The following is a 20,816-nucleotide window of genomic DNA, read 5'->3' as shown; positions in this document are numbered from 1 at the left end:
GGCTGCCGGCGGAGCTGGTCAGGTCAGCTCCGCCAGGCAGGACCACTGGGATCCCACGGGCCGGTAGCCCAGTCGGGCGTTGATCGCCAGCATCGGCGCGTTGGCCTCGTCGTTCGAGGTGTACGCGATCCGGACGCCGTTGGCGGCGGCCCGGTGCAGCGCCGCCGCCTTGGCCAGCCGGGCCAGCCCACGCCCCCGGTACGCGGGGACGGAGCCGGTGTAGTCCGACCACATCCGGTCGCCGTCGCGCTTCACGAGGCTGAACGCGACCACCGCACCGTCGACCTCGACGGCGGTGCTGGACGTCTTGTCCAGCCCGAGGTTGTCCCACACGTCGTACTGCCAGCTCTCGTAGCTCTTCGCGTCGACAGGCACGTCGCCCGGTTCGTCCACCGCCGAGGCCACGTCCGCCACGTACAGCAGGTGTGGGTCCAGGTCGGCGATCGGATGCAGCCGTACGCCCGGGGGCGGCTCGGGCAGCGCTGGCGCCGGATTCAGGTCGAGCGCCGAATAGCGCACCTCCCGACTGGGCTCGTACCCGTGGTGACGGGCGAACGGCAGCGCGTCCGGCTGTGCCATGGCACGTACCCGGCGGATACCCAACGGGCGCAGGTAGTCGGTCGCGGCGGTCAGCAACGCCGTCCCGACGCCGCGCCGCCGGTGCTCCGGGTGCACGTGCAGCAGGTTGATGCCACCGACGTTCGCCGCCGAGGTCGTCCCGATGCGTTCGGCGGACACCCACCCCACCACGCGGCCGTCCACCTCGGCGACGAACGCCGTCCAGTCCTCCCCGGGCGGCGGTTCGGCGATCATCTTGCGGGTCGACTCGACCCCCCGCACCAGGTACGGGTGGACGGTCGCCCGCAGGGCCACCACGCCCGGGGCGTCGTCCGGCTGCGCCACACGGATACGCATGTCAGGCCCCCGTCCGTACGGCGGCGACGGCCTCGACCTCGACGAGCTGGTCGGTGTAGCCGAGCACGGCCACCCCGAGCAGGGTGCTGGGCGGGTCGTGGTCGCCGAAGAAGTCCCGGACCACCTCCCACACGGTCACCAGGTCCTTCTGCTGCGACGACGCCACGTACACGGTGGTCTTGACGACGTCGGTCAGCCGTGCGCCGGCCGCGTCCAGGGCGGTGGAGAGGTTCGTCAGCACCTGCCGGGCCTGCGCGGCGTGGTCACCTGGCGCGACGGTACGGCCCTCGGCGTCCAAGGGGCACGCGCCGGCGGTGAACACCAGCCGGGCGGGCGGATCGACGGTGGCGGCGTACGCGTACTCGGCGACGTCGGACAGGGCGGGGACGTGCAGCAGCGCGACAGGATCCGGCATGTCGGCGAGGCTAACGACGATCGCCCGCCACAGCGACGCATTAAGCGCCCCCTGTGCCCGGAGAGACGTTGTGCGGATCTTGAAGCGGGCAGCAGCCCCGTCAGGCCGAGGCGCGGACGATCAGCTCGGTCGGCAGCATCAGCGACTGCTCGATCTCCTCGCCGGCGGCGAGGCGGAGCAGTTGCTGGGTCATCCGCCGGCCGAGTTCCACGATCGGTTGCCGGACGGTGGTCAGCGGCGGTTCCGTGTAGGCGGCGGTTTCGATGTCGTCGAAGCCGATCACCGCCACGTCCTCCGGCACCCGCCGGCCGGCCGCACGCAGCGTGCGCAGGGCCGCATGTGCCATCAGGTCCGAGGCGGCGAACACCCCGTCCAGGTCGGGATGGTCGGTGAGCAGGCGGTCCATCGCCGCCGCACCGGACTCGCGGGTGAAGTCGCCGACGGCGATCAGCTCGGGCAGCCCGGCGGCGGCCACCGTCTCCCGGTAGCCGATCAGCCGTTCGATCCCGGCGACCATGTCCTGCGGACCGGCGATGGTGGCGATCCGCCGGCGACCGCCGTCGATCATGTGTCGGACGGCGGTGGTGACGCCGCCGACGTGGTCCACGTCGACGTACGGCACGGGCACGTCGCCGAGCGGCCGGCCGCTGACCACCACGGGGATGCCGAGGCGGGCCAGCGTGCCCGGCAGCGGATCGGCGCCGTGCAGCGAGGCGAAGAGCACCCCGTCCACGTGGCGACCTGTGGTGTACCGCTCGACCCGCTGGTGCCCGGCCGGTGAGCCGGCCAGCATCAGCACCAGCTGCTTGTCGGCGGCCTCCAACTCCTGACTGACGCCCCGGATGATGCCGGGAAAGACCTGGTCGTCGGAGAAGACCCGGGTGGCCGCCTCCGGCATGACCAGGGCGATCGAGTCGGTCCGCTGGGTGACCAGGCTGCGGGCGGCCAGGTTGGGCACGTACCCCAGCTCGGCGACCGCCCGGTTGACGGCCTCCCGGATGGGTTCGGCGACTGTGGTGGAGCCGTTGACGACCCGCGAGACGGTGGCCCGGGACACCCCGGCCCGTGCCGCCACCGCCTCGAGCGTCGGCCGCTGAGCCGTGGTCATCGCGACTTTCCCCCGCTCGTCACAGCCCGTTCCGGGAGATCACCTCCTGGTACCACCGGGCGCTGGCCTTCGGTGTGCGCCGCTGGGTCAGGTAGTCGACGTGCACGATCCCGAACCGCTTGCGGTAACCCTCCGCCCACTCGAAGTTGTCCAGGAATGACCATACGAGATACCCGCGCAGATCAACGCCCCGGGAGATCGCCTCGTGCGCCGCCCGCAGGTGCCCGTCGAGGTAGGCGATCCGGTCGTTGTCGATCACCTGGCCCGGACCGGCCGGCGAGTCGCTGCCCGCCTTGTCGGGGAACGCCGCGCCGTTCTCAGTGATCAACAGCGGCACACCGGGATAGTCGGTGGCGATCCGCTCCAACAACCGGGTCAGCCCGGACGGCTCGATCATCCAGCCCATGTCGGTGAGCGGCCCGGCCGGCGGCAGGAAGTGCACGGCGCCCTCGGTGCCCGGGTAGGCGCCGTCGCCGTCGCCGTCGGGGCGGCCGGCGACGTAGGTGGGCGCGTAGTAGTTGATGCCGAGCAGGTCGATCGGGGCGGCGATCAGCTTCTCGTCGCCGTCGCGGATGAACGTCGGCTCGACGATGCGGGCCATGTGCTCGCGTACGTCGTCGGGATAGCCGCCGGCCAGCAGCGGGTCCAGGAAGATCCGGTTGTGCAGGCCGTCGACCAGGCGGACGGCTGCGGCATCGGCCGCGCTCTGCGGGTCCGCCGGGCGTACATCGGCCGGGTTGACGGTGATGCCGACGCTGCGCGCGCCTGCCGCCCGCAGCGCCCGCGCCGCCAGGCCGTGCCCGAGCAGCAGATGGTGTACGGCGGTGAAGGCCGCCGCCCCGTCCTGCTCGCCCGGCGCGTGCACCCCGTTGCCGTAACCGAGGTAGGCCGAGCACCACGGCTCGTTGAGCGTGGTCCAGACGTCGATCCGGTCGCCGAGGCGGGCGTACACGGCAGTGGCGTACGTGGCGAAGTGCTCGGCGGTCTCCCGGTTGGTCCAGCCGCCCCGGTCGCCGAGGCTCTGCGGCAGGTCCCAGTGGTAGAGGGTGACGATCGGGTCGATGCCCCGGTCGAGCAGTGTGTCGGTGAGCCGGTCGTAGAAGTCAAGCCCGCGCGGGTTGACCGGGCCGCTGCCGTCGGGCTGGATCCGGGGCCAGGCGACCGAGAACCGGTACGCCCGCAGGCCCAGCTCGGCCATCAGCGCGACGTCGTCGGCGTACCGGTGGTAGTGGTCGCAGGCGACGTCACCGGTGTGGCCCTGGTACACCTTGCCTGGCGTACGGCAGAAGGTGTCCCAGATGGACGGGCCGCGACCGTCGTCGCGGGCCGCGCCCTCGATCTGGTACGCGGCGGTGGCCGCACCCCAGAGGAAGTGCTCGGGAAACCGGAGTTCACTCATGCCTTGACCGCACCTTCCATGATCCCGCCGATGATCTGGCGGCCAAACAGCACGAAGACCAGCAACAGGGGCAGCGTCGCGATGGCCGTCCCGGTGAACACCTGCGACATGTCCTGGTAATACCCGTCGGACAGCGCTCGCAGGGAGAGCTGAACGGTCGGGTTCGCCGGGTCGTTCAGCACAGCGTACGGCCACAGGAAGTCGTTCCAGGTGGTCATGAACGTGAGCAGGCCGAGCACGGCGGCCGCCGGGCGCAGCGCCGGCAGCACCACGTGCCACCAGATCCGCGGGGTGCCGCAGCCGTCCATCCGGGCGGCCTCGATCAGCTCGTCGCTGATGGCCTGGCCGGCGTACTGCCGCATCATGAACACCCCGAAGCCGGTGACCAGCACCGGGACGATCACCGCGGGCAGCCTGTCGTTCCACTGCAGCTTGGTCATGAGGAGGTAGAGCGGGATCACGCCGAGCTGCGTCGGCACCATCATCGTCGCGATGATCACCAACAGCAGCGCGTTGCGCCCCCGGAAGCGCAGCTTCGCGAAGGCGAACCCGGCCAGGCTGGAGAAGAACACGACCGAGACGGTGACCGTGGTGGCCACGATCGTCGAGTTGATCAGCCCGGTCAGGAAGTACGCGTCGGTGTTGTCGAACAGGCGGGCGATGTTGGCGCCCAGGTTGCCGCCGGGTGTGACCGGGGGTGGCAGTTGGCCCATCGCGTCGTTGCTGCGACTGGCGATGACGAACATCCACCAGATCGGGAAGATCGACAGGATGGCGGCGAACATCAGGGCCAGGTAGGTGAGCGGGCTCGCCCGCCAGAGCCGGCTCATCGGGTTGCTCCTTTTCGAGGGCCGGCCCCGCCGCCGAGTCGGCGCAGGATCAGCACGTTGACCGCCGCGACGATCGCGATGAGCGCGAAGAGCAGCCAGGCCACGGCCGAGCCGTACCCGAAGTTGTAGTGCGGGGCGAAGGCGTTCTCGAACATGTACATGGTCAGGGTCTGCGACTCGCGCAGCGGTCCGCCGCGGATCGGGTTGGTGCCGGAGTTGAACATCCGGGGTTCGGTGAAGAGCTGCAGTCCGCCGATGGTGGCGATGATCGTGCAGAAGATGATCGTCGGTTTGAGCAGTGGCACGGTGACCGACCAGAACTGCCGGGCGCGGCTCGCGCCGTCGATCGCCGCCGCCTCGTACAGGTCGCGGGGGATGGCCTGCATCGCGGCCAGGAGGATCAGCGCGTTGTAGCCGGTCCACCGCCAGTCGACCATGGCGGAGATGGCCACCCAGGAGGCGATCCGATTGGACTTCCAGTCGATCGCGTCCATCCCGACCAGGTCGAGCAGCCAGTTGATCATGCCGAACTCGCGGCCGAAGAGCACCCCGAAGACGATCGCCACGGCGGCGGTGGAGGTGACGTTGGGAACGAGCACCGCCATCCGCCAGCCCGTACGCGCCCGCAGCCCCCGATTCAGGAGGTTGGCCAGCCAGAGCGCGGCGAGCAGCTGCGGCACCGTGGAGATGACGAAGATGCCCATCGTGTTGACCAGCGCGTGCCAGAAGTCGGCGTCAGCCAGCAGCCGGGTGTAGTTCTCCGCGCCGACGAACGGGTGGTCGGTGCCGAGCAGGTCCCAGTCGTGCAGCGAGACCCAGAAGGTGTACGCCAGCGGGTACGCCCCGAAGACTCCGAAGATCAAAAAGAACGGGGCGATGAAGAGGTACGGCGAGAAGCGGGTGTCGAGCCGGCTGAGCCGACCCGAGGATCGGCGGGGTTGCCCGGCAGTCGGTGCGACCGGGGGGCGGGCGTCGAGCTGGACGGTCATGCCCTCAGGACTCCTTTCCGTCGCGCGGGCGGGACCCCGGTTCCCCAGGAGCCCGCCCGCACGCTGGCTCGGGCTACTTGGCGGCGGCCTTCTTCGCGTTGGTCACCGCGTCCGTCCAGCCCTGCGTCGGGCTGCGCTGGCCCAGCTCCACGGTCCGTACGGCGTTCTCCACCTCGGTGCGGACGGCCTGGTTCTTGGGGCCCATGTAGACCGGCTTGAGGCTCTTCGCGCCGGTGCCGAAGATCGTTCCGACGGGCGCTCCGGAGAAGTACGCGTTTGTCGAGCCGGCGATCGCCGGGTCGTCGAGCGCCTGCGGCGAGGACGGCAGCGGACCCTTGGCCTTGAACGCGCCGATCTGGCCCTTGGCGCTGGTCAGGAACTTGGCCAGCTCGATCGCCTCGGCCTGGTGCTTGCTCTGCTTCGGCACGGCGAGGTGCGACCCGCCCCAGTTGCCGCCGTTGCCGGGCACCCGGGCGATGTCCCACTTGCCCTTGGCGGCCGGGCCGGAGTTCTGCTCGATGACACCGGTCATCCAGGCGGGGCAGGCGATGGTGGCGAACTTCGTCTGCTTGAAGGCGGACACCCACTCCTCGGACCACGAGCCGTACTTGCCGGAGAGTCCCGAGTCGATGATGTCCATGGTGGTGTCCCAGGACTGCCGTACGGCCGGGTTGCTGTCGACGACGACGTTGCCGTTGGTGTCGTAGTAGCTGTAGCCGGTGGTGTTGCCGGCGGTCTGCAGGAGGATCGTGTTGAACGTGTTGGTGGCCGCGTCGAGGAAGGACGCGCCGGTCTTGGCCGCGACGAACTTCTCGCCGGTGGCGATGTAGTCCTGCCAGGTCGGCCAGAGCTTCGAGACCGCGTCCCGTTCGGTGGGCAGCCCGGCCTTCTCGAAGAGGTCCTTGCGGTAGCACATGGCGATGCCGCCGACGTCGGTGCCGAGGCCGATGAGCTGCTTGCCGTCGGGGGTCAGGCCGGCGTTCCACTTCCATTCGAGGAAGTTGCCCTTGAGGTCGGCGGCGCCGTGGTCCAGCAGGTTGACGAAGTTGCCGGGGTTGGCCTTGTACTCGACGAGCAGGCCCTCCTCGATGGCCACGATGTCACCGGCGCCCCGGCCGGCGGCGAGCCACTGGGTCAACTTCGGCGAGTACTCGTCGAGGTTGCTGCCGGTGCCCCGTTCGACGATCTTCACGTCGGGGTGCGCGGCCATGTACTCCTGGTAGAGCTGGTCGTAGCCGAACTGGCCGAAGACGTCGACGGTCAGCGTGATCGGCCCGTCCGCCTCGGCGTCGTCGCCGCCGCCGCAGCCGGCGGTGACGAGCAGGGCGGTCGTGGCGGCGAGGGCCACCGCGGCGAGGCGGCGGCGCGGAAGGACAGCCATCGGATATGGACCTCTCTCAAGGTGGTCAGGTGGTGGCAGAAGGCCAAGAGAGCGCTCTCACGTCAGGGTGGAGGGTTCTCCGGGCACTGTCAAGAGAGCGCTCTCTCGAATCTGTCGGCGACACCCGACGCACGACGAGGGCGTCACCCCCGTCGGGGTGACGCCCTCGTCAACGTGGACCGGGCCGCGCCCGGTGTCAGATCAGCCGGTACGCAGGCCGTCGAGCAGCACACGGTCACCCGTGACGTCGAGGGTCTCGAAGCTCACCCGCCCCCAGAGCGCCAGCAGCAGATCGCTCGCGGTGCCGCTGACTTGCGCGCGGGCGTGGTGATCGTCGTGGTCGAAGATGGTCGCCGTGTCGAGCAGCGCCACCCCCTCGCCGCGCAACCGCAGATACCACTCCTGATCCGCGTCCGTCGCCGCGAGCTGCACCACCCCGTGCCAGTCGCCCTTCACCTGCCGCCGACCGGCCGGCAACCAGGTGTCCAGCACCTCGCTCACCCCGTCGGCGGCGAGCTTGGCCTCGACCGGTTCACCGGCGGCGATGGCGAGCTGGGCGTCCCAGCGGTGCACCGCCGTCTCGTGCGCCATCCGGCGCGGCCAGAAGCCGGCCTTCTTCGGCTGCGGCGCCCAGTTCCACGCCGGCGCCTCCGGGTCGAGCCCGTCGAAGAGGGTCATCAGCTGGTCGTACCCCTGCTGCCAGAGCTGGAGCGCGCTCAGCCCGGAGGGCGGCGCCACGGACGTGTCCCGGCGGGCCGGCACCTCGTTCTTTCCGGAGCCGGCGAAGGAATAAACCCAGTGGTAGATGCCCGCGAGGTGCAGGGTGAGATCATTGACTGTCCAGCCCGGACAGGACAGCACGGGTGTCTCGGGCGGCGCCTCGGCGACCGCCGCGGCGAACGCTGGGCCCTCGGCCCGCAGTGCCCCGATCCAGAAGTCCTTGCTGCCCTGCAATCTGCTCATCGCCATCCTCCCGGGGGTGCCGGACCACCAGTGGGTGCCACGGCTGCCCATCAGCCTAAGGTGAAAGACGTGTCAGACGCCTCCGCCCAGCCGACAACCGAAGTCGATCGTGCCATTCCGGGTCCACTGGCCGGCTACACCACGCTACGGATGGGCGGGCCGGCCGGGCGGATCGTGGCCGCGACCAGCGCCGACGAGATCATCCAGGCGGTCCAGGTCGCGGACGAGCCGATCCTCGTCCTGGCCGGCGGCAGCAACGTGGTGATCGGCGACGCCGGCTTCCCCGGCACTGTCGTGCTGGTGCGCTCGGGTGGCCTGCGGGTCCTCACCGAAGATGCCGGGTCGGTCACCGTACGCGTCGAGGCCGGCGAGCCGTGGGACGACCTGGTCGCCGCGACCATCGGAAACGGCTGGGCCGGCCTGGAGTGCCTCTCCGGCATCCCCGGCTCCACCGGCGCCACCCCGATCCAGAACGTCGGCGCGTACGGCCAGGAGGTCGCCGAGACGATCACCGGCGTCGAGGTGTACGACCGGCTCGACGGCACCCGTCGGGTCGTCCCCGCGGCCGAATGCGGGTTCGCCTACCGGGGCAGCATCTTCAAGTACCAGGACCGCTGGGTGGTGCTCTCGGTCGACTTCCGGCTCACCCGCTCGCCGCTGTCCGGCCCGGTGCGCTACGCCGAGCTGGCCCGGGCGCTCGGAGTCGAGGTGGGCGAGCGGGTGCCACTGGCCGACGCGCGGGCTGCGGTGCTGCGGCTGCGCGCGGGCAAGGGCATGGTGCTCGACGCCGCCGATCCCGACACCCGCTCGGTCGGCTCCTTCTTCACCAACCCGGTGCTCGACCGGGCGACGTACGAGCAGCTCCTGGAACGCTCCACCGACCTGGGCGAGCCCCCGTCCTGGCCCGGGGCGGACGGCCTGGTCAAGGTGAGCGCGGCCTGGCTGATCGACAAGGCCGGCTTCACCAAGGGCCACCCCGGCGAGGGTGGGGTGGCCATCTCCAGCAAGCACACCCTGGCCCTGACCAACCGCAGCGGCACCGCCAGGACCAGCGACCTGCTGGCTCTCGCCGGCACCATCCGCGACACCGTGCACAACCGCCTCGGCGTAACCCTGCACCCCGAGCCGGTCCTGATCAACTGCGCCCTGTAACCCCCCACCCCCCACACCGCTCCGCGATCTTGCAGTTTCTGTCGTGGCATAACGGATGTAATCGGGCAAAACGGCGACCGAAAGTGCAAGATCGCGGGGTCAGGGGTGCGTGCGCGGGAGGGGCCAGGAGAGGGTCAGCTCGCCGTGCCGCCAGCGGTGCGGGCCGTCGCGCACGGGCCAGCCGTCGTCCCGCAGCCTGCCCACGGCCCGCAACCAGCGCTGGCGGGGGCCGAAGGTGGCGTACGGGGCTGCGGCCTGCCAGGCGTCGTCCAGGGCCCGGATCAGGTCGTGCACCGCCTCACCCGGGACGTTGCGGTGGATCAGCGCCTTGGGCAGCCGCTCGGCCAACTCGGCGGGACTCCCCAGCGTGGTGAGCTTCGCGGCCAGGGTCAACGTCCGCGGCCCGTCCGCGTCGACCAGCAGCCAGCTCGCCAGCCGGCCCAGCTCGTCGCAGGTGCCCTCGACGAGCGCCCCACCCGGAGCGAGCGCTGCGGTCATCGTGCGCCAGGCGTCGGCCACCTCGCTCTCGTCGTACTGGCGCAGGACGTTGAACGCGCGGACCAGCACCGGCCGGAGCCCGGCCAACTCGAAACCACCCCGGGCGAAGGTCAGGCCCGGCGGGTCGGCGGCCGGGGTCGCGGCGGCCACCCGCGCCGGGTCGATCTCCAGCCCGACCAGGCGTACGTCCCGACGGACCCCGGCGGCCAGCCGGGCCCGCAACTCCACGGCGGTCACCGGCGTGGCGCCGTACCCGAGGTCCACCACCAGCGGATCGACCGCCGCCCGCAGCCGGTCGGCGCAGGTAGCGACGATCCAGTTGTCCACCCGGCGCAGCCGGTTCGGGTTGGTCGTGCCCCGGGTGACCACGCCGAGCGGCCGGCGTCGTGGAGCCCCGCTCATGGGTCCGGTCCCCGACTCAGGAGACCCGGTGCACCTTGTGCTGCGCCGCCTGCGCCCGCGGCCGGACCACCAGTCGGTCGATGTTGACGTGTTCGGGGCGGGTGGCGCACCAGGCGATGCAGTCGGCGACGTCCTCGGCGACCAGCGGCCCCGGCACCCCGGCGTAGACGGCGGCCGCCCGATCGGCGTCGCCCTCGAAGCGGACCAGCCCGAACTCCTCGGTCTTCACCATTCCGGGGTCGATCTCGATGACCCGCAGCGGCCTGCCGCACAGCTCCAGGCGGAGCGTGCCGGCGATGGCGGTCTGCGCGTGCTTCGCCGCGGTGTAGCCGCCGCCGCCCTCGTACACGGTCAGGCCGGCGGTGGAGGAGACCACCACGATGGTGCCGGAACCGGACGCCTCCAGCGCCGGCAGCAGCGCCTGGGTGACCCGCAGGGTGCCGAGCACGTTCACGTCGTACATCCACTGCCAGTCGGCTACCGAGCCGGACTCCACCGGGTCCAGCCCGCGCGCTCCGCCTGCGTTGTTCACCAGGAGGGTGACCGGCCCGGGCGCACCGGCGGCGGCCTCGGCCAACCCGGCCACCGACTCGTCCGAGGTGACGTCGCAGGTCACCGCGGTGGCCTGCCCGCCGGCGGCGGTGATCTCGGCGACCAGGCCGGCGAGCCGTTCGGCGCGGCGGGCGGCGGCGAGCACGTGGAAACCCTCGGCGGCGAGCCGGCGGGCGGTGGCTGCTCCGATCCCGCTGGACGCTCCGGTGACGATGGCGACAGAGGTCATCTCGTCATTGTCGCCCCGGTCGTCCGAAGCCCTGCGATCGGGCACGGGGCTCCGTCGCGCGGGCCGCCGGTTGATGAGGTCCGTCACCCCGGCCGGCCGCGCCGACGCATTTCCGTAGCCCGATGGGGAAGATGACATCCGGCGTACAGGTTGACCGAGAAGCGCCGGTCGTGCGAGACGGCATTAACCGTGACTGAAGGAGCGGACGTGGCGGAACTGCACACCGGTGTCGGTCGTCAGCGAGGTGCCCGACCGTGGCCCCGGCCCCGCCGCATCGCCACCCTGTCGGTGCACACCTCTCCGCTGCACCAGCCCGGCACGGGCGACGCCGGCGGGATGAACGTCTACATCCTGGAGGTCGCCCGGCGGCTCGCCGAGGCCGACGTCGAGGTGGAGATCTTCACCCGGGCCACCTCGGGTGATCTCCCCCCGGTGGTCGAGATGGCCCCCGGCGTGCAGGTCCGGCACATCACCTCCGGTCCCCTGGAAGGGCTGACCAAGGAGGAGCTGCCCGGCCAGCTCTGCGCCTTCACCGCCGGGGTGCTGCGTGCCGAGGCGTCCCGCCCACCCGGGCACTACGACCTGATCCACTCCCACTACTGGTTGTCGGGGCAGGTCGGTTGGCTGGCCAAGGAGCGCTGGGGAGTGCCGCTCGTGCACACCGCGCACACCCTGGCGAAGGTCAAGAACGCCCAGCTCGCCGCCGACGACCGACCGGAACCGAAGGCTCGGGTGATCGGCGAGGAGCAGGTCGTCGCCGAGGCCGACCGGCTGGTCGCCAACACCAGGGTGGAGGCCCGCGACCTCGTCGAGCGGTACGACGCCGCCCCCGACCAGGTTTCCGTCGTACAGCCGGGCGTCGACCTGGCCCGGTTCCGGCCCGCGTCGGGCGACCGGTTCGTGGCCGCCCGCGCCGCCCGCCGCCGGCTGGGTCTGCCGGTCGACGGGTACGTGGTGGCCTTCGTCGGTCGGATCCAACCACTCAAGGCGCCGGACGTGCTCATCCGCGCGATCGCCGCATTGCGTCAGCGTGATCCGGTCCTGGCCGACGAGGTGACAGTGGTGATCTGCGGCGGGCCCAGCGGCAGTGGGCTGGACCGGCCGACCGCCCTGATCGAGTTGGCCGCGACGCTCGGAGTCGCCGACCGGGTCCGTTTCCTGCCGCCGCGCACCGGCGACGACCTGCCGGCCCTGTACCGGGCCGCCGATCTGGTCGCGGTGCCGTCGCACAACGAATCCTTCGGGCTCGTCGCCCTGGAGGCGCAGGCCTGCGGTACGCCGGTGCTGGCCGCCGCCGTCGGCGGGTTGGTCACGGCCGTGCGCGACCACGCCAGTGGGGTGCTCATCGACGGGCACGACCCGGTGGACTGGGCCCGCGCCCTGGGCCGCCTCCTGCCGGACCGTGCCCTGCGGGCCAGGTTGTCCCGCGGCGCCGCGCAGCACGCCCGGCACTTCTCCTGGGACCGCACGGTCTCGGGCCTGCTCGACGTCTACGGCGAGGCGATCGCCGCCCGCCGGGCCCGCCTCGCCGCCGACCTGGCCGGAGGCCCAGCCCTCTCCTGCTCCTGGTGACGCCGCCCCGACCGCTCCGGTGGTGACCCGCGCGCCGACCGTGCCGGTAGTGACTCGCGCCCCCCCTGCCGGTGGTGACGCACGCGTCGGTCGGGCCGGTGTGTGACCGAGGGCCGCTCGGGCGGGTGGTGATGCTGCGCCGACTGTGGCGGTGGTGACCGTGGGCCGGTCGTCAGCGGGTGCGTGGGCCGGGTCGGTCGTAGAGTGGGTCCGGTGAGCCCGAAGAGCGATCTTGCGACCCTGATCGAGTCGGTCTGTGCCGAACGTGAGCTGGCCTGGGAGTCGACCGGCCCCGGCTCGTACGCGGTCACCCTGCCGGGCAGCCACAAGCTCAAGACGATCTGCAACCTGATCATCGGTGAGCACGCGCTGCGGATCGAGGCGTTCGTGATGCGCCAGCCCGACGAGCGGCGCGAGGAGCTGTGGGCCTGGCTGTTGCAGCGCAACGCCCGGATGTACGGGGTCTCGTTCTCCACCGACGCGGTCGGAGACGTGTACCTGACCGGGCGGGTCAACCCGGCCGGTGTGGACGCGGACGAGCTGGACCGGCTGCTCGGTTCGGTGCTGACCTACTCCGACGAGTCCTTCGACATCATGCTGGAGATCGGCTTCGGCAGCTCGATCCGGCGCGAGTACGAGTGGCGGGTCAAGCGCGGCGAGTCGACAGCGAACCTCGCCGCCTTCGCCCACCTCTTCGAGCCGTCCGGCGCGGGGCCCGACACCGACCCCGTCTGACGGCCGCCGGCCCGTCCACGCCTGGCCTGCGAGCGCATCGCAGAACCATGATCACGCTCGAGCGGGGAAGTAGTGGCCTCGCTCATGCACCGATGCCACTCGATCCTGGATCCAGCGCGATCATGGCGCGGGTCCAACGCGATCATGACGCGGCGGCGCCGCCGATGCGCGGCGCGTCGGCCTGCGCTGTGGTCTGACCGCTTCGGTTCGAGCCGGTTCGTCGCTGGAGGTTCGGACTGCTCCTGACGGGTATGCCGCACCGCGCGGTGCGGCAGAGGGACCCCCGCGCGCCGATGACGGAGTGTCGAGGAGCGGAGCGTTTCATGGCTCAGCGGAACAGCTCAGGTCGCGGCGGGACTGCGACCAGGACCAAACGGCAGGCCGGCAACCAGAGCCCGGCTACTCCCGGGGTCTCCGAGTCGGAGATCTCCCGGATGCGGGTGGACGACATCCGCGGGCAGTTGCGCAAACGCGGGGTCTCTGGGATCTCCGCGTTGCGCAAGCCTGACCTGGTGAAACAGTTGGTGCGCTCGATGCGTTCCGACGCCGGTGGGGCGGGACGACGCAGCACCGGACCGGCAGGTCGGGCCGCCGGCACCAGGGCGTCGGCCGGTCGGGCCGCCGCGACGAAGAAGTCGGCGTCGCGGGCCGCACCGAGTCGCGCGAAGGCGGCGCCCGCGAACAAGAGCGCTCCCGCGAAGCGGGCCGCGGCGAAGAAGACGACAGCGGCGAAGAGGACGAGCGCCGCGAAGAAGACGACGGCTGCGAAGCGGACCAGCGCCGCGAGCAGGTCGACCGCGGCGAAGCGGACGACCAGCGCACGGACGTCGACGGCGGCCCGTAAGACGGCCGCGGCGAAGAAGACGACAGCGGCCAGGTCGACCGCCGCACGCAGGACGTCGACGACCGCGCGTACCGCGCCAGCGCGAAAGGCGCCCGCGAAGAAGGCGCCGTCGCGACCGGCCGCCAAGCGGGCCACTGCGAAGGCCGCGCCGGCGAAGCGGGCGGCACCGGCCAAGCGGGCCACGGCGAAGCGGGCGGCGCCGGCGAAGCGGGCCACGGCCAGCCGACCGTCGACCGGTGGCACGACGGCCGGTGGGATCCGGACCGGACGGGGCAGCGGACGGTCGGTCCGCAGCTCGCAGGTGATCTCGTCGACGGCCGACCGGCCGGAGCGGCCGGGGCGGAGCCTGATCACCGCGAATCACGAGGTGATCCGACGTTGGGCGATGGAGCGCGGCGCGAAGCCGGCGACCATCGCGGGCACCGAGCGGGACGGTCGGGCCGGAGTGTTGACCTTCAACATCCCCGGATACCGGGAAAGTAGCCGGATTCGCGAGATCACCTGGGATGACTGGTTCTACACGTTCGATCTGCGCCGGCTCAACCTGATCTATCAGGAGCAGATGCGTGACGGCCGGCAGAGCAACTTCTTCCGGACGGAGTCACCCGATCGTGAGGACGGCTGAGGTGTTTGCGGGAATGCCCGACGGGTACCCGGCTGTTGCCAGAGACCGAGGCGCGAGCTGGGGATACTCGTCAGTTGTGACCGGCGAGACAGCCCATCTGGGTTGAATCCAGAATCCGGCCGAACTAGCTTTATTGCACCGCGCCACGCTTGGAAACGTTCGGGGGAGCGGCGGATCGATCAGATCCGCGCACCAGGCGAGGTGCGAGGGGACGGGTGGATCAACCGTTGGGGGACGGTGCCCACCTGTTTGGACCGGCGGCGCGAGCGGGCGATGCTTACGGGGGTGAGTGTTGCCCGCCGCCGCCGGCCCCACCGGCGAGCGCCCACCGTGACCTTCGGGTCATGGTGGGCGCTTTGCCGTCGGACGGTCAGCCGGTCTGGACGCGGTCCCCGCGCGGCGCCGGCTCCCGGTCGGCGGCCCGGCGCAACGTGTCGACGTGCCGGTCGCGGGGCGGCCCGGCCAGCAGGTGCCCCAGCGCGGCCAGCAGGCCCAGCCCGCCCACGATCAGCCAGTGCCGGTCGCCGAGGTGCTGCAAGCTCACCCCGCCCAGTGTGGGTGCGACGAACGCCGCGGCCGGGAACGTCAGGTAGAAGACCGACTGGTACCGCGCGCGCAGCTGCGGTGGTGCCAGGTCCGCGTTGATCTGCGCGTTGGGCGGCGCGGCGAGCATCGAACCGACCGTCCAGACCACCGCCGCGCCGAGGTAGACGCCAAGGCCGTCGGCGACGGTGAGCACGCCGAAGCCGACCGCCAGCAGGGCCGTGGAGACGGCCAGTACGACGTCCTTGCGGTGCCTGTCGATCAGTCGGGGCACGAACAGTTGCCCCAGCACGATCAGCGCGCCCCCGAGTGCCACCACCACCCCGTACGCGGACGGTCCCAGACCGTCGGCGCGCATCGCCAGCGGCATGATCGTCGACGTCTGCAGGGTGAGGACGGCCAGCACGAAGGTGAGCCCGACGAAGATCAGGAAGTTCCGGTCGGTGAGCGCGGTGTGCAGCCCCTGTCGACGGGAGCGGCCGACCCCCTGCTGGTCAGCGGGTGGGAGGGGCGTGGCCGGGCCGGCCCGGCGCAGGGTCTCCGGCACCTTCCAGGCGATGACGGCGGCAGCGGTCAGCGTGGCGGCGGCGTCGACCAGGAACAGCGCGGTGAAGCTCGCCTCGGCAAGCACCCCGGCGAGCAGCGACGCGACGGCCATGCCCAGGTTGAACGCCCAGAACTGGAGGTTGAACGCGCGTGAGCGGCGTTGCGCGGGCACCACGTCGACGATCGCCGCCACGAAGGCGGGGCTGGGCATCGAGTGCACCACGCCGACCAGCGCAGACAGCGCCGCGATCAGCAGCAGGGGCCGGCTGAAGGCCAGTGCCACCATCAGGGCGGCGGTGGCCAGGTGGGCGGCGAGCAGGGTGGCCCGGCGACCCCACCGGTCGGCCAGTACCCCGCCGAGCAGCGCGCCGGCCGCCCCGCCGGCCCCGTACGCCCCGACCACGGTGCCGGCCACCGATTCGCTGGCTCCCCGGGCGTCGGTGAGGTAGAGCGACAGGAAGAGCATGGCGAACGCGCCGGCGCGGTTGATCAGCAATCCCGCCCAGAGGTACCAGAAGGTGGCGGGTAGGCCGCCCGCGGTGTCGTGCCACCAGCGCCGCAGGGCGTGCATCCGGCCTCCCGACAGTTCAGTTTCTTAACCGTTTCTCCTGGACGGTAGGAAGTCGGGCCGGGTTGCGCCAGTCGGTTTCCTGATCATGAGCCGTTCGTCTCAGCGGTCACACCGGGCTCAGGCTGTCACCTCAGCGGTCACGCCGGGGCTCAGGCTGTCGCCTCGGCGGGCTGCGCCGTTGCGGCGCGAGTGCCGACCGGCGTGGACGCTTCGGCGGCGTGGCGTAGCGCGACGGCACGCCGCTCCCGGGCGGGACCGGACGCGAGGTGGGCCACCGCCGTCAGCACGCCGATCACGGCGCAGCCGAACCAGAGCGCGGCGTTGCCGACGTGCTCGCGCACCAGGCCGCCGAGGATCGGCGCGCTCGCCCCGGCGATCTGCCAGGAGAGCCCGAACACGCCCTGGTAGCGACCGCGCAGCTCGGCCGGGGAGAGCTCGGCGATCAGCGTGGAGTTGGAGGGCGAGTTCAGCATCTCGCCGACCGTCCAGATCAGCACCGTCAGCCCGTAGAACCAGGCGCTGCCGGCGAACGCGGTCAGCCCGAACCCCACACCCATCACCACGGCGGCGAGGGCGAGCACCTGCGAGCGGTTCCGACCCCGGATCAGTCGGGGCACGAAGAGTTGGCCGACGACGATGAGCAGGCCGTTGAGCGCGATCACCGAGCCGTAGGTGGCCGGGCTCAGGCCGGAGTCGCCCATGGCGATCGGCAGCATCGAGATGTGCTGGAGGAAGACCATCGCGGCGAACAGGTTCAGAGCCACGAAGCCGAGGTAGACCCGGTCGCTGAGGATGGTGCGCAGCGCGCCGCGCGGGGCCGTGGTCGCCGCGACGGTGAATCCGCCGTGGCGCGTCTCCGGCACCCGGACGAAGATGATCAGCGCGGTGATCAGCATCGTGCCCGCGTCGACCACGAACAGCAGCAGGTAGTCGGCCTGAGCGGCGAGACCGGCGAGGATGGCGGCGCAGGCGAAGCCCAGGTTGATGGCCCAGTAGTTGAGCGAGAAGGCGCGCAGGCGGTCCTTGGCCGGCACCACGTCGATCATCATGGCGCCGAACGCCGGCCGGGCCGCCTCGGCGAACATGCCCAGCAGCAGCGCACCCAGCGCCACCGCCCAGAGGTCACGGGCCAGCCCGAGGGCGAGCATCATGGCCGCCGCGCCGACATGCGCGGTGAGCAGCGTCGGTCGGCGACCCCACCGGTCGGCCAGGGTGCCGCCGGCGGTGGTGCCGACCGCGCCGCCGACACCCCACAGGCCGAGCACCAGGCCGGCCTGGGAGGGGGAGAAGCCGCGTTCCTGGGTCAGGTAGATGGCGAGGAAGACGAGGACGAACGAGCCGAGCCGGTTGATCAGGGTGCCCGACCACAGGTACCAGAAGGTGGCCGGCAGGCCGCCGGTGGTGTCCCGGAACCAGCTCCGCATCGTCCGCACGTGGTGCCCCCGCTTGCAAGTAATGACCGATGTGACTACAGCGCCTTACAACCCTAGTGGCGGCCGGATTCGCAGGTCATCCGCTTTTTCACGTGGTGGTCGTCACGACGGGTGCCCGCGTGTCCGGTACGGGGTTGAGGCAGGATGATCGGCATGACTGCGAGCGAGGGGCCCACCGTCGGGACGCTGGTCCTGCTGCGGCACGGCGAAAGTGACTGGAACGCCAAGAACCTCTTCACCGGCTGGGTGGACGTCGACCTGACCGAGAAGGGCGAGGGCGAGGCGCGGCGCGGCGGCGAGCTGCTGCGCGAGCACAGCCTGCTGCCGGACGTCGTGCACACCAGCGTGATGCGCCGGGCGATCCGCACCGCCGAGTTGGCGCTGAACGCCGCCGACCGGCACTGGATCGCGGTGCGCCGGTCGTGGCGGCTCAACGAGCGGCACTACGGCGCCCTACAGGGCAAGAACAAGAAGCAGACCCTTGACGAGTACGGCGAGGAGCAGTTCATGCTCTGGCGCCGCTCGTACGACACGCCGCCGCCGCCGATCGCGGACGACGACGAGTGGTCGCAGGTGGGCGACCCGCGCTACGCGCTGCTGCCGACCGAGCTGATGCCGCGTACCGAGTGCCTCAAGGACGTCGTCGAGCGGATGCTGCCCTACTGGTACGACTCGATCGTGCCGGACATCCTGGCCGGCCGGACGGTGCTGGTGGCGGCGCACGGCAACTCGCTGCGCGCCCTGGTCAAGCACCTCGACCAGATCTCCGACGAGGCGATCGCCAAGCTGAACATCCCGACCGGCATCCCGCTGCGCTACGACCTCGACCCGCAGCTGCGCCCGCTCACCCTGGGCGGCACCTACCTCGACCCGACGGCAGCGAAGGAAGCCGCCGCCGCGGTCGCCAACCAGGGCCGCTGAGCACAGGAAAAGGGGCCCCCGCGCGGTGCGGGGGCCCCTTTTCGTGTACGTCAGCTGGCGGCCGGGCTGTTCTCCCCCGTGATCAGGTAGATCACGTGCTCGCCGGCGTTCACCGCGTGGTCGGCGAAACGCTCGTAGAAGCGGCCCAGCAGGGTGGCGTCGATGGCGGTCTCCACCCCGTACGGCCAGTCGTCGCCGAGCAGCACCGAGAACAGGCTCTTGTGCAGCTCGTCCATGGCGTCGTCGTCCCGGTCCAACTCGCCGGCCAGGTCGACGTCGGGCTTGGCCAGCACCGAACCGATCTTCACCGCCATCCGGTCGGCGATGTCGGCCATCTCGGTGAAGATCGACCGCAGCTCGGCAGGTACGGCGGGCGAGGGGTGCCGCCGCAGCGCCGTCTTCGCCACGTGGTCGGCCAGGTCGCCCATCCGCTCCAGGTCGGCCGCCACGTGCAGCGCGGTGATCATGGCACGCAGGTCGGAGGCGACCGGCGCCTGCCGGGCGAGCAGGTCACACACCCGCTCCTCGACGTGCCGGTAGAGGTCGTCGATCTCGGCGTCCCGCTCGATGACCGTCTCGGCGGCCTGCCGGTCGGCGGTGAGCAGGGCCCGGGTGGCCTGGCGCATGGCAGCGCGGACGCCCTCCGCCATGTCCACCAGCAGTTGGCTGACGATCTGGAGGTCGGCCCGGAACTCGTCGCGCATCATCACGTCCTGTGGTCGGTCGCCGCCGGCGGGTGCCGGCGCAGGGGTTGAGCAGGTGCGACGCCAACGGTAGGGCGGCTGAACGGATCCCGGATGAACGACGGTGAACGACGCCAGACGTGGGGGTGAACACTTTCCGAAGTGCGGGTGGTTCGTCCCGTTCTGTGTGGTAGCCAGGTTAACAATGACCCTACGATCGCCGGGTGGAGTGGGCGGTGGCGGTCGTGGTGGCCGTGGCGTTGGCGACCGGACTGGTCGTCGGCCTCCTGCTGCCCCGGTTCCTGCCGGCGCGCGGTCGCTCCACGTCGACGGGCAGCGCGAGCTCCCGCTGGAGCAGGGGGAGGCCCGCGATAGCCGACGAGCAGCAGGCCGGGCTCGGCCGCCGGACGATCGATTCGCTCCGGGCCGGTGTCGTGGTACTGGACGACGACGACGTCCCCGTGCTGATCAACCCGGCCGCCCGTGCGATGGGTCTGCTGCGTACCGGCAGCACCCCGGGCTCGATCGCCGCGCACCCGTTGATCCGTACGCTCGCCGGCCAGGTGCGGCGCACCGGCGTGCGGCGCGAGATCGAGCTGGACCTGCCGCGGGGTCGCGACAGCGCGGGGGAGAACCCGCTGGGCGTGCACCTGCGGGCCATGGGCCTCGGGAACGGCTTCATCGCCGTGGAGGCGGTCGACGTGACCGAGTCGCACCGGCTGACCCGGGTCCGACGTGACTTCGTGGCGAACGTGAGCCACGAGCTCAAGACCCCGATCGGCGCGCTCCAACTGCTCGCCGAGGCGCTGCTGGACGCCACCGAGCCGGCCGACGCCGCGGTGCCCGACCTCTCCGAGGATCTGGTCGCCGCCCGCCGGTTCGCCGAACGGATCCAGCACGAGTCGACCCGGCTGGGCCGGCTGGTGCAGGAGTTGCTGGAGCTGACCCGGCTCCAGGGCGCCGAACCGCAGCCGCCACCGGAGCCCGTCGCGCTCGACTGGGTGATCGCCGAGGTGGTCGACCGCACCCGCACGACGGCTGCCGCCCGGGGGGTCGAGGTGACTGTCGACGGCGAGCGCGGTCTCACCGCGTACGGCAGCGACAGTCAGCTCGCCACGGCGGTGGCGAACCTGGTGGAGAACGCCATCAACTACTCGGGCGAGGACACCACGGTGCGGGTCACCCTCCGCGGTGACGGCGAACATGTCGAGGTCGCGGTCGCTGACCAGGGCATCGGCATCGCCCCGACGGACGTGGACCGGATCTTCGAGCGGTTCTACCGGGCCGACCAGGCCCGCTCGCGTTCGACAGGTGGCACCGGGCTCGGCCTGGCCATCGTGAAACACATCGCGAGCAACCATGGCGGTCGGGTGGAGGTGTCGAGCACTCTTGGGGGTGGATCGACGTTCACCCTACGGTTGCCCGCCAGTCCACCTGACGACCTGCTGGCGACACTGCCGCCGGTTGGGATCGAGGCCGGTCCGGCCGAGCTACGGCAGGTCTGACAGCA

General features: G+C 71.4%; 18 protein-coding genes and 1 pseudogene. 6 read left to right on the top strand and 13 right to left on the bottom strand.

Annotation, left to right across the window (positions count from 1 at the left end; genetic code table 11):
- Nucleotides 1-18 precede the first annotated feature (18 nt).
- The 8 genes from ACLQ27_RS10540 to ACLQ27_RS10505 form a co-directional block, all read right to left on the bottom strand.
- Nucleotides 19-915, bottom strand: a complete 897-nt coding sequence (locus tag ACLQ27_RS10540; protein ID WP_357575032.1) for a GNAT family N-acetyltransferase — start codon at nt 913-915, stop codon at nt 19-21.
- A 1-nt stretch (nt 916) separates the two neighbouring features.
- A complete protein-coding gene (locus ACLQ27_RS10535; RefSeq protein ID WP_234582331.1) occupies nt 917-1,330 on the bottom strand; it encodes a RidA family protein in 414 nt (137 codons plus the stop codon).
- A 100-nt stretch (nt 1,331-1,430) separates the two neighbouring features.
- Nucleotides 1,431-2,438: a LacI family DNA-binding transcriptional regulator gene (locus ACLQ27_RS10530; protein WP_234582332.1), complete on the bottom strand. Its 1,008-nt coding sequence runs from the start codon at nt 2,436-2,438 to the stop codon at nt 1,431-1,433.
- A gap of 19 nt (nt 2,439-2,457) precedes the next feature.
- Nucleotides 2,458-3,837 (bottom strand): GH1 family beta-glucosidase, encoded by a 1,380-nt coding sequence (locus ACLQ27_RS10525; RefSeq protein ID WP_234582333.1) that lies wholly within the window; start codon nt 3,835-3,837, stop codon nt 2,458-2,460.
- Complete coding sequence (locus ACLQ27_RS10520; RefSeq protein ID WP_357494730.1) at nt 3,834-4,667, bottom strand: carbohydrate ABC transporter permease; 834 nt, start codon at nt 4,665-4,667, stop codon at nt 3,834-3,836. Before ACLQ27_RS10520 ends, ACLQ27_RS10525 begins: the two co-directional genes overlap by 4 nt.
- Nucleotides 4,664-5,656 (bottom strand): carbohydrate ABC transporter permease, encoded by a 993-nt coding sequence (locus ACLQ27_RS10515; protein WP_234582335.1) that lies wholly within the window; start codon nt 5,654-5,656, stop codon nt 4,664-4,666. The genes ACLQ27_RS10520 and ACLQ27_RS10515 overlap by 4 nt, the downstream gene beginning before the upstream one ends.
- A 73-nt stretch (nt 5,657-5,729) precedes the next feature.
- A complete protein-coding gene (locus tag ACLQ27_RS10510) occupies nt 5,730-7,037 on the bottom strand; it encodes an ABC transporter substrate-binding protein (RefSeq protein ID WP_357494726.1) in 1,308 nt (435 codons plus the stop codon).
- 201 nt (nt 7,038-7,238) lie between these two features.
- The gene (locus tag ACLQ27_RS10505; RefSeq protein WP_234582337.1) at nt 7,239-8,000 is read right to left on the bottom strand and encodes a maleylpyruvate isomerase family mycothiol-dependent enzyme; all 762 of its coding nucleotides are present in this window, start codon (nt 7,998-8,000) and stop codon (nt 7,239-7,241) included.
- Nucleotides 8,001-8,069: 69 nt separating this feature from the next.
- On the opposite strand from ACLQ27_RS10505, the gene ACLQ27_RS10500 reads away from it, so the two are divergent.
- Nucleotides 8,070-9,152: a UDP-N-acetylmuramate dehydrogenase gene (locus tag ACLQ27_RS10500; RefSeq protein ID WP_425866516.1), complete on the top strand. Its 1,083-nt coding sequence runs from the start codon at nt 8,070-8,072 to the stop codon at nt 9,150-9,152.
- A 99-nt stretch (nt 9,153-9,251) separates the two neighbouring features.
- Here ACLQ27_RS10500 and ACLQ27_RS10495 read toward each other — a convergent pair whose 3' ends face one another.
- Complete coding sequence (locus ACLQ27_RS10495; protein ID WP_234582338.1) at nt 9,252-10,052, bottom strand: class I SAM-dependent methyltransferase; 801 nt, start codon at nt 10,050-10,052, stop codon at nt 9,252-9,254.
- A 16-nt stretch (nt 10,053-10,068) separates the two neighbouring features.
- Nucleotides 10,069-10,833 (bottom strand): SDR family oxidoreductase, encoded by a 765-nt coding sequence (locus ACLQ27_RS10490; protein WP_357494720.1) that lies wholly within the window; start codon nt 10,831-10,833, stop codon nt 10,069-10,071.
- Nucleotides 10,834-11,040: 207 nt separating this feature from the next.
- On the opposite strand from ACLQ27_RS10490, the gene mshA reads away from it, so the two are divergent.
- From mshA to ACLQ27_RS10475, 3 genes and pseudogenes are all read left to right on the top strand, one after another.
- On the top strand, nt 11,041-12,405 hold the full coding sequence (gene mshA / locus ACLQ27_RS10485) for a D-inositol-3-phosphate glycosyltransferase (RefSeq protein WP_425866514.1): 1,365 nt from the start codon (nt 11,041-11,043) through the stop codon (nt 12,403-12,405).
- Nucleotides 12,406-12,618: 213 nt separating this feature from the next.
- A complete protein-coding gene (locus tag ACLQ27_RS10480; protein WP_425866512.1) occupies nt 12,619-13,140 on the top strand; it encodes a YbjN domain-containing protein in 522 nt (173 codons plus the stop codon).
- A gap of 1,043 nt (nt 13,141-14,183) precedes the next feature.
- Nucleotides 14,184-14,609: pseudogene (locus tag ACLQ27_RS10475) on the top strand (hypothetical protein); the annotation flags it as partial.
- A 370-nt stretch (nt 14,610-14,979) separates the two neighbouring features.
- On the opposite strand, the gene ACLQ27_RS10470 reads toward ACLQ27_RS10475, so the two are convergent.
- Both ACLQ27_RS10470 and ACLQ27_RS10465 read right to left on the bottom strand, forming a co-directional pair.
- Nucleotides 14,980-16,269: an MFS transporter gene (locus ACLQ27_RS10470; protein ID WP_425866511.1), complete on the bottom strand. Its 1,290-nt coding sequence runs from the start codon at nt 16,267-16,269 to the stop codon at nt 14,980-14,982.
- Nucleotides 16,270-16,418: 149 nt separating this feature from the next.
- Complete coding sequence (locus ACLQ27_RS10465) at nt 16,419-17,702, bottom strand: MDR family MFS transporter (RefSeq protein ID WP_357494712.1); 1,284 nt, start codon at nt 17,700-17,702, stop codon at nt 16,419-16,421.
- A 153-nt stretch (nt 17,703-17,855) separates the two neighbouring features.
- Between ACLQ27_RS10465 and ACLQ27_RS10460 the strand changes: the two genes are divergently transcribed.
- Nucleotides 17,856-18,623: a phosphoglyceromutase gene (locus ACLQ27_RS10460; protein WP_007465667.1), complete on the top strand. Its 768-nt coding sequence runs from the start codon at nt 17,856-17,858 to the stop codon at nt 18,621-18,623.
- Between the two features lie 50 nt (nt 18,624-18,673).
- On the opposite strand, the gene phoU is transcribed toward ACLQ27_RS10460, so the two are convergent.
- Nucleotides 18,674-19,327 (bottom strand): phosphate signaling complex protein PhoU, encoded by a 654-nt coding sequence (gene phoU / locus ACLQ27_RS10455; RefSeq protein WP_234582346.1) that lies wholly within the window; start codon nt 19,325-19,327, stop codon nt 18,674-18,676.
- 224 nt (nt 19,328-19,551) lie between these two features.
- On the opposite strand from phoU, the gene ACLQ27_RS10450 reads away from it, so the two are divergent.
- Complete coding sequence (locus ACLQ27_RS10450; RefSeq protein WP_425866826.1) at nt 19,552-20,811, top strand: sensor histidine kinase; 1,260 nt, start codon at nt 19,552-19,554, stop codon at nt 20,809-20,811.
- The last annotated feature ends 5 nt before the right edge of the window (nt 20,812-20,816 follow it).

It is taken from the genome of Micromonospora sp. DT63 (assembly GCF_049841615.1).
In the GTDB taxonomy this organism is placed as follows: Bacteria; Actinomycetota; Actinomycetes; order Mycobacteriales; family Micromonosporaceae; genus Micromonospora.
The sequence above is the reverse complement of the archived record's forward strand: the minus strand, read 5'-3'. Positions and strand labels throughout refer to the sequence as shown.

Bases quoted from the DNA above. Each gene is read 5' to 3' on its own strand.
- ACLQ27_RS10505 (WP_234582337.1), bottom strand. From the start codon at position 8,000: ATGAGCAGATTGCAGGGCAGCAAGGACTTCTGGATCGGGGCACTGCGG.
- ACLQ27_RS10530 (WP_234582332.1), bottom strand. From the start codon at position 2,438: ATGACCACGGCTCAGCGGCCGACGCTCGAGGCGGTGGCGGCACGGGCC.
- ACLQ27_RS10540 (WP_357575032.1), bottom strand. From the start codon at position 915: ATGCGTATCCGTGTGGCGCAGCCGGACGACGCCCCGGGCGTGGTGGCC.
- ACLQ27_RS10515 (WP_234582335.1), bottom strand. From the start codon at position 5,656: ATGACCGTCCAGCTCGACGCCCGCCCCCCGGTCGCACCGACTGCCGGG.
- ACLQ27_RS10535 (WP_234582331.1), bottom strand. From the start codon at position 1,330: ATGCCGGATCCTGTCGCGCTGCTGCACGTCCCCGCCCTGTCCGACGTC.
- ACLQ27_RS10470 (WP_425866511.1), bottom strand. From the start codon at position 16,269: ATGCACGCCCTGCGGCGCTGGTGGCACGACACCGCGGGCGGCCTACCC.
- phoU (WP_234582346.1), bottom strand. From the start codon at position 19,327: ATGCGCGACGAGTTCCGGGCCGACCTCCAGATCGTCAGCCAACTGCTG.
- ACLQ27_RS10510 (WP_357494726.1), bottom strand. From the start codon at position 7,037: ATGGCTGTCCTTCCGCGCCGCCGCCTCGCCGCGGTGGCCCTCGCCGCC.
- ACLQ27_RS10495 (WP_234582338.1), bottom strand. From the start codon at position 10,052: ATGAGCGGGGCTCCACGACGCCGGCCGCTCGGCGTGGTCACCCGGGGC.
- ACLQ27_RS10520 (WP_357494730.1), bottom strand. From the start codon at position 4,667: ATGAGCCGGCTCTGGCGGGCGAGCCCGCTCACCTACCTGGCCCTGATG.
- ACLQ27_RS10460 (WP_007465667.1), top strand. From the start codon at position 17,856: ATGACTGCGAGCGAGGGGCCCACCGTCGGGACGCTGGTCCTGCTGCGG.
- ACLQ27_RS10525 (WP_234582333.1), bottom strand. From the start codon at position 3,837: ATGAGTGAACTCCGGTTTCCCGAGCACTTCCTCTGGGGTGCGGCCACC.
- ACLQ27_RS10490 (WP_357494720.1), bottom strand. From the start codon at position 10,833: ATGACCTCTGTCGCCATCGTCACCGGAGCGTCCAGCGGGATCGGAGCA.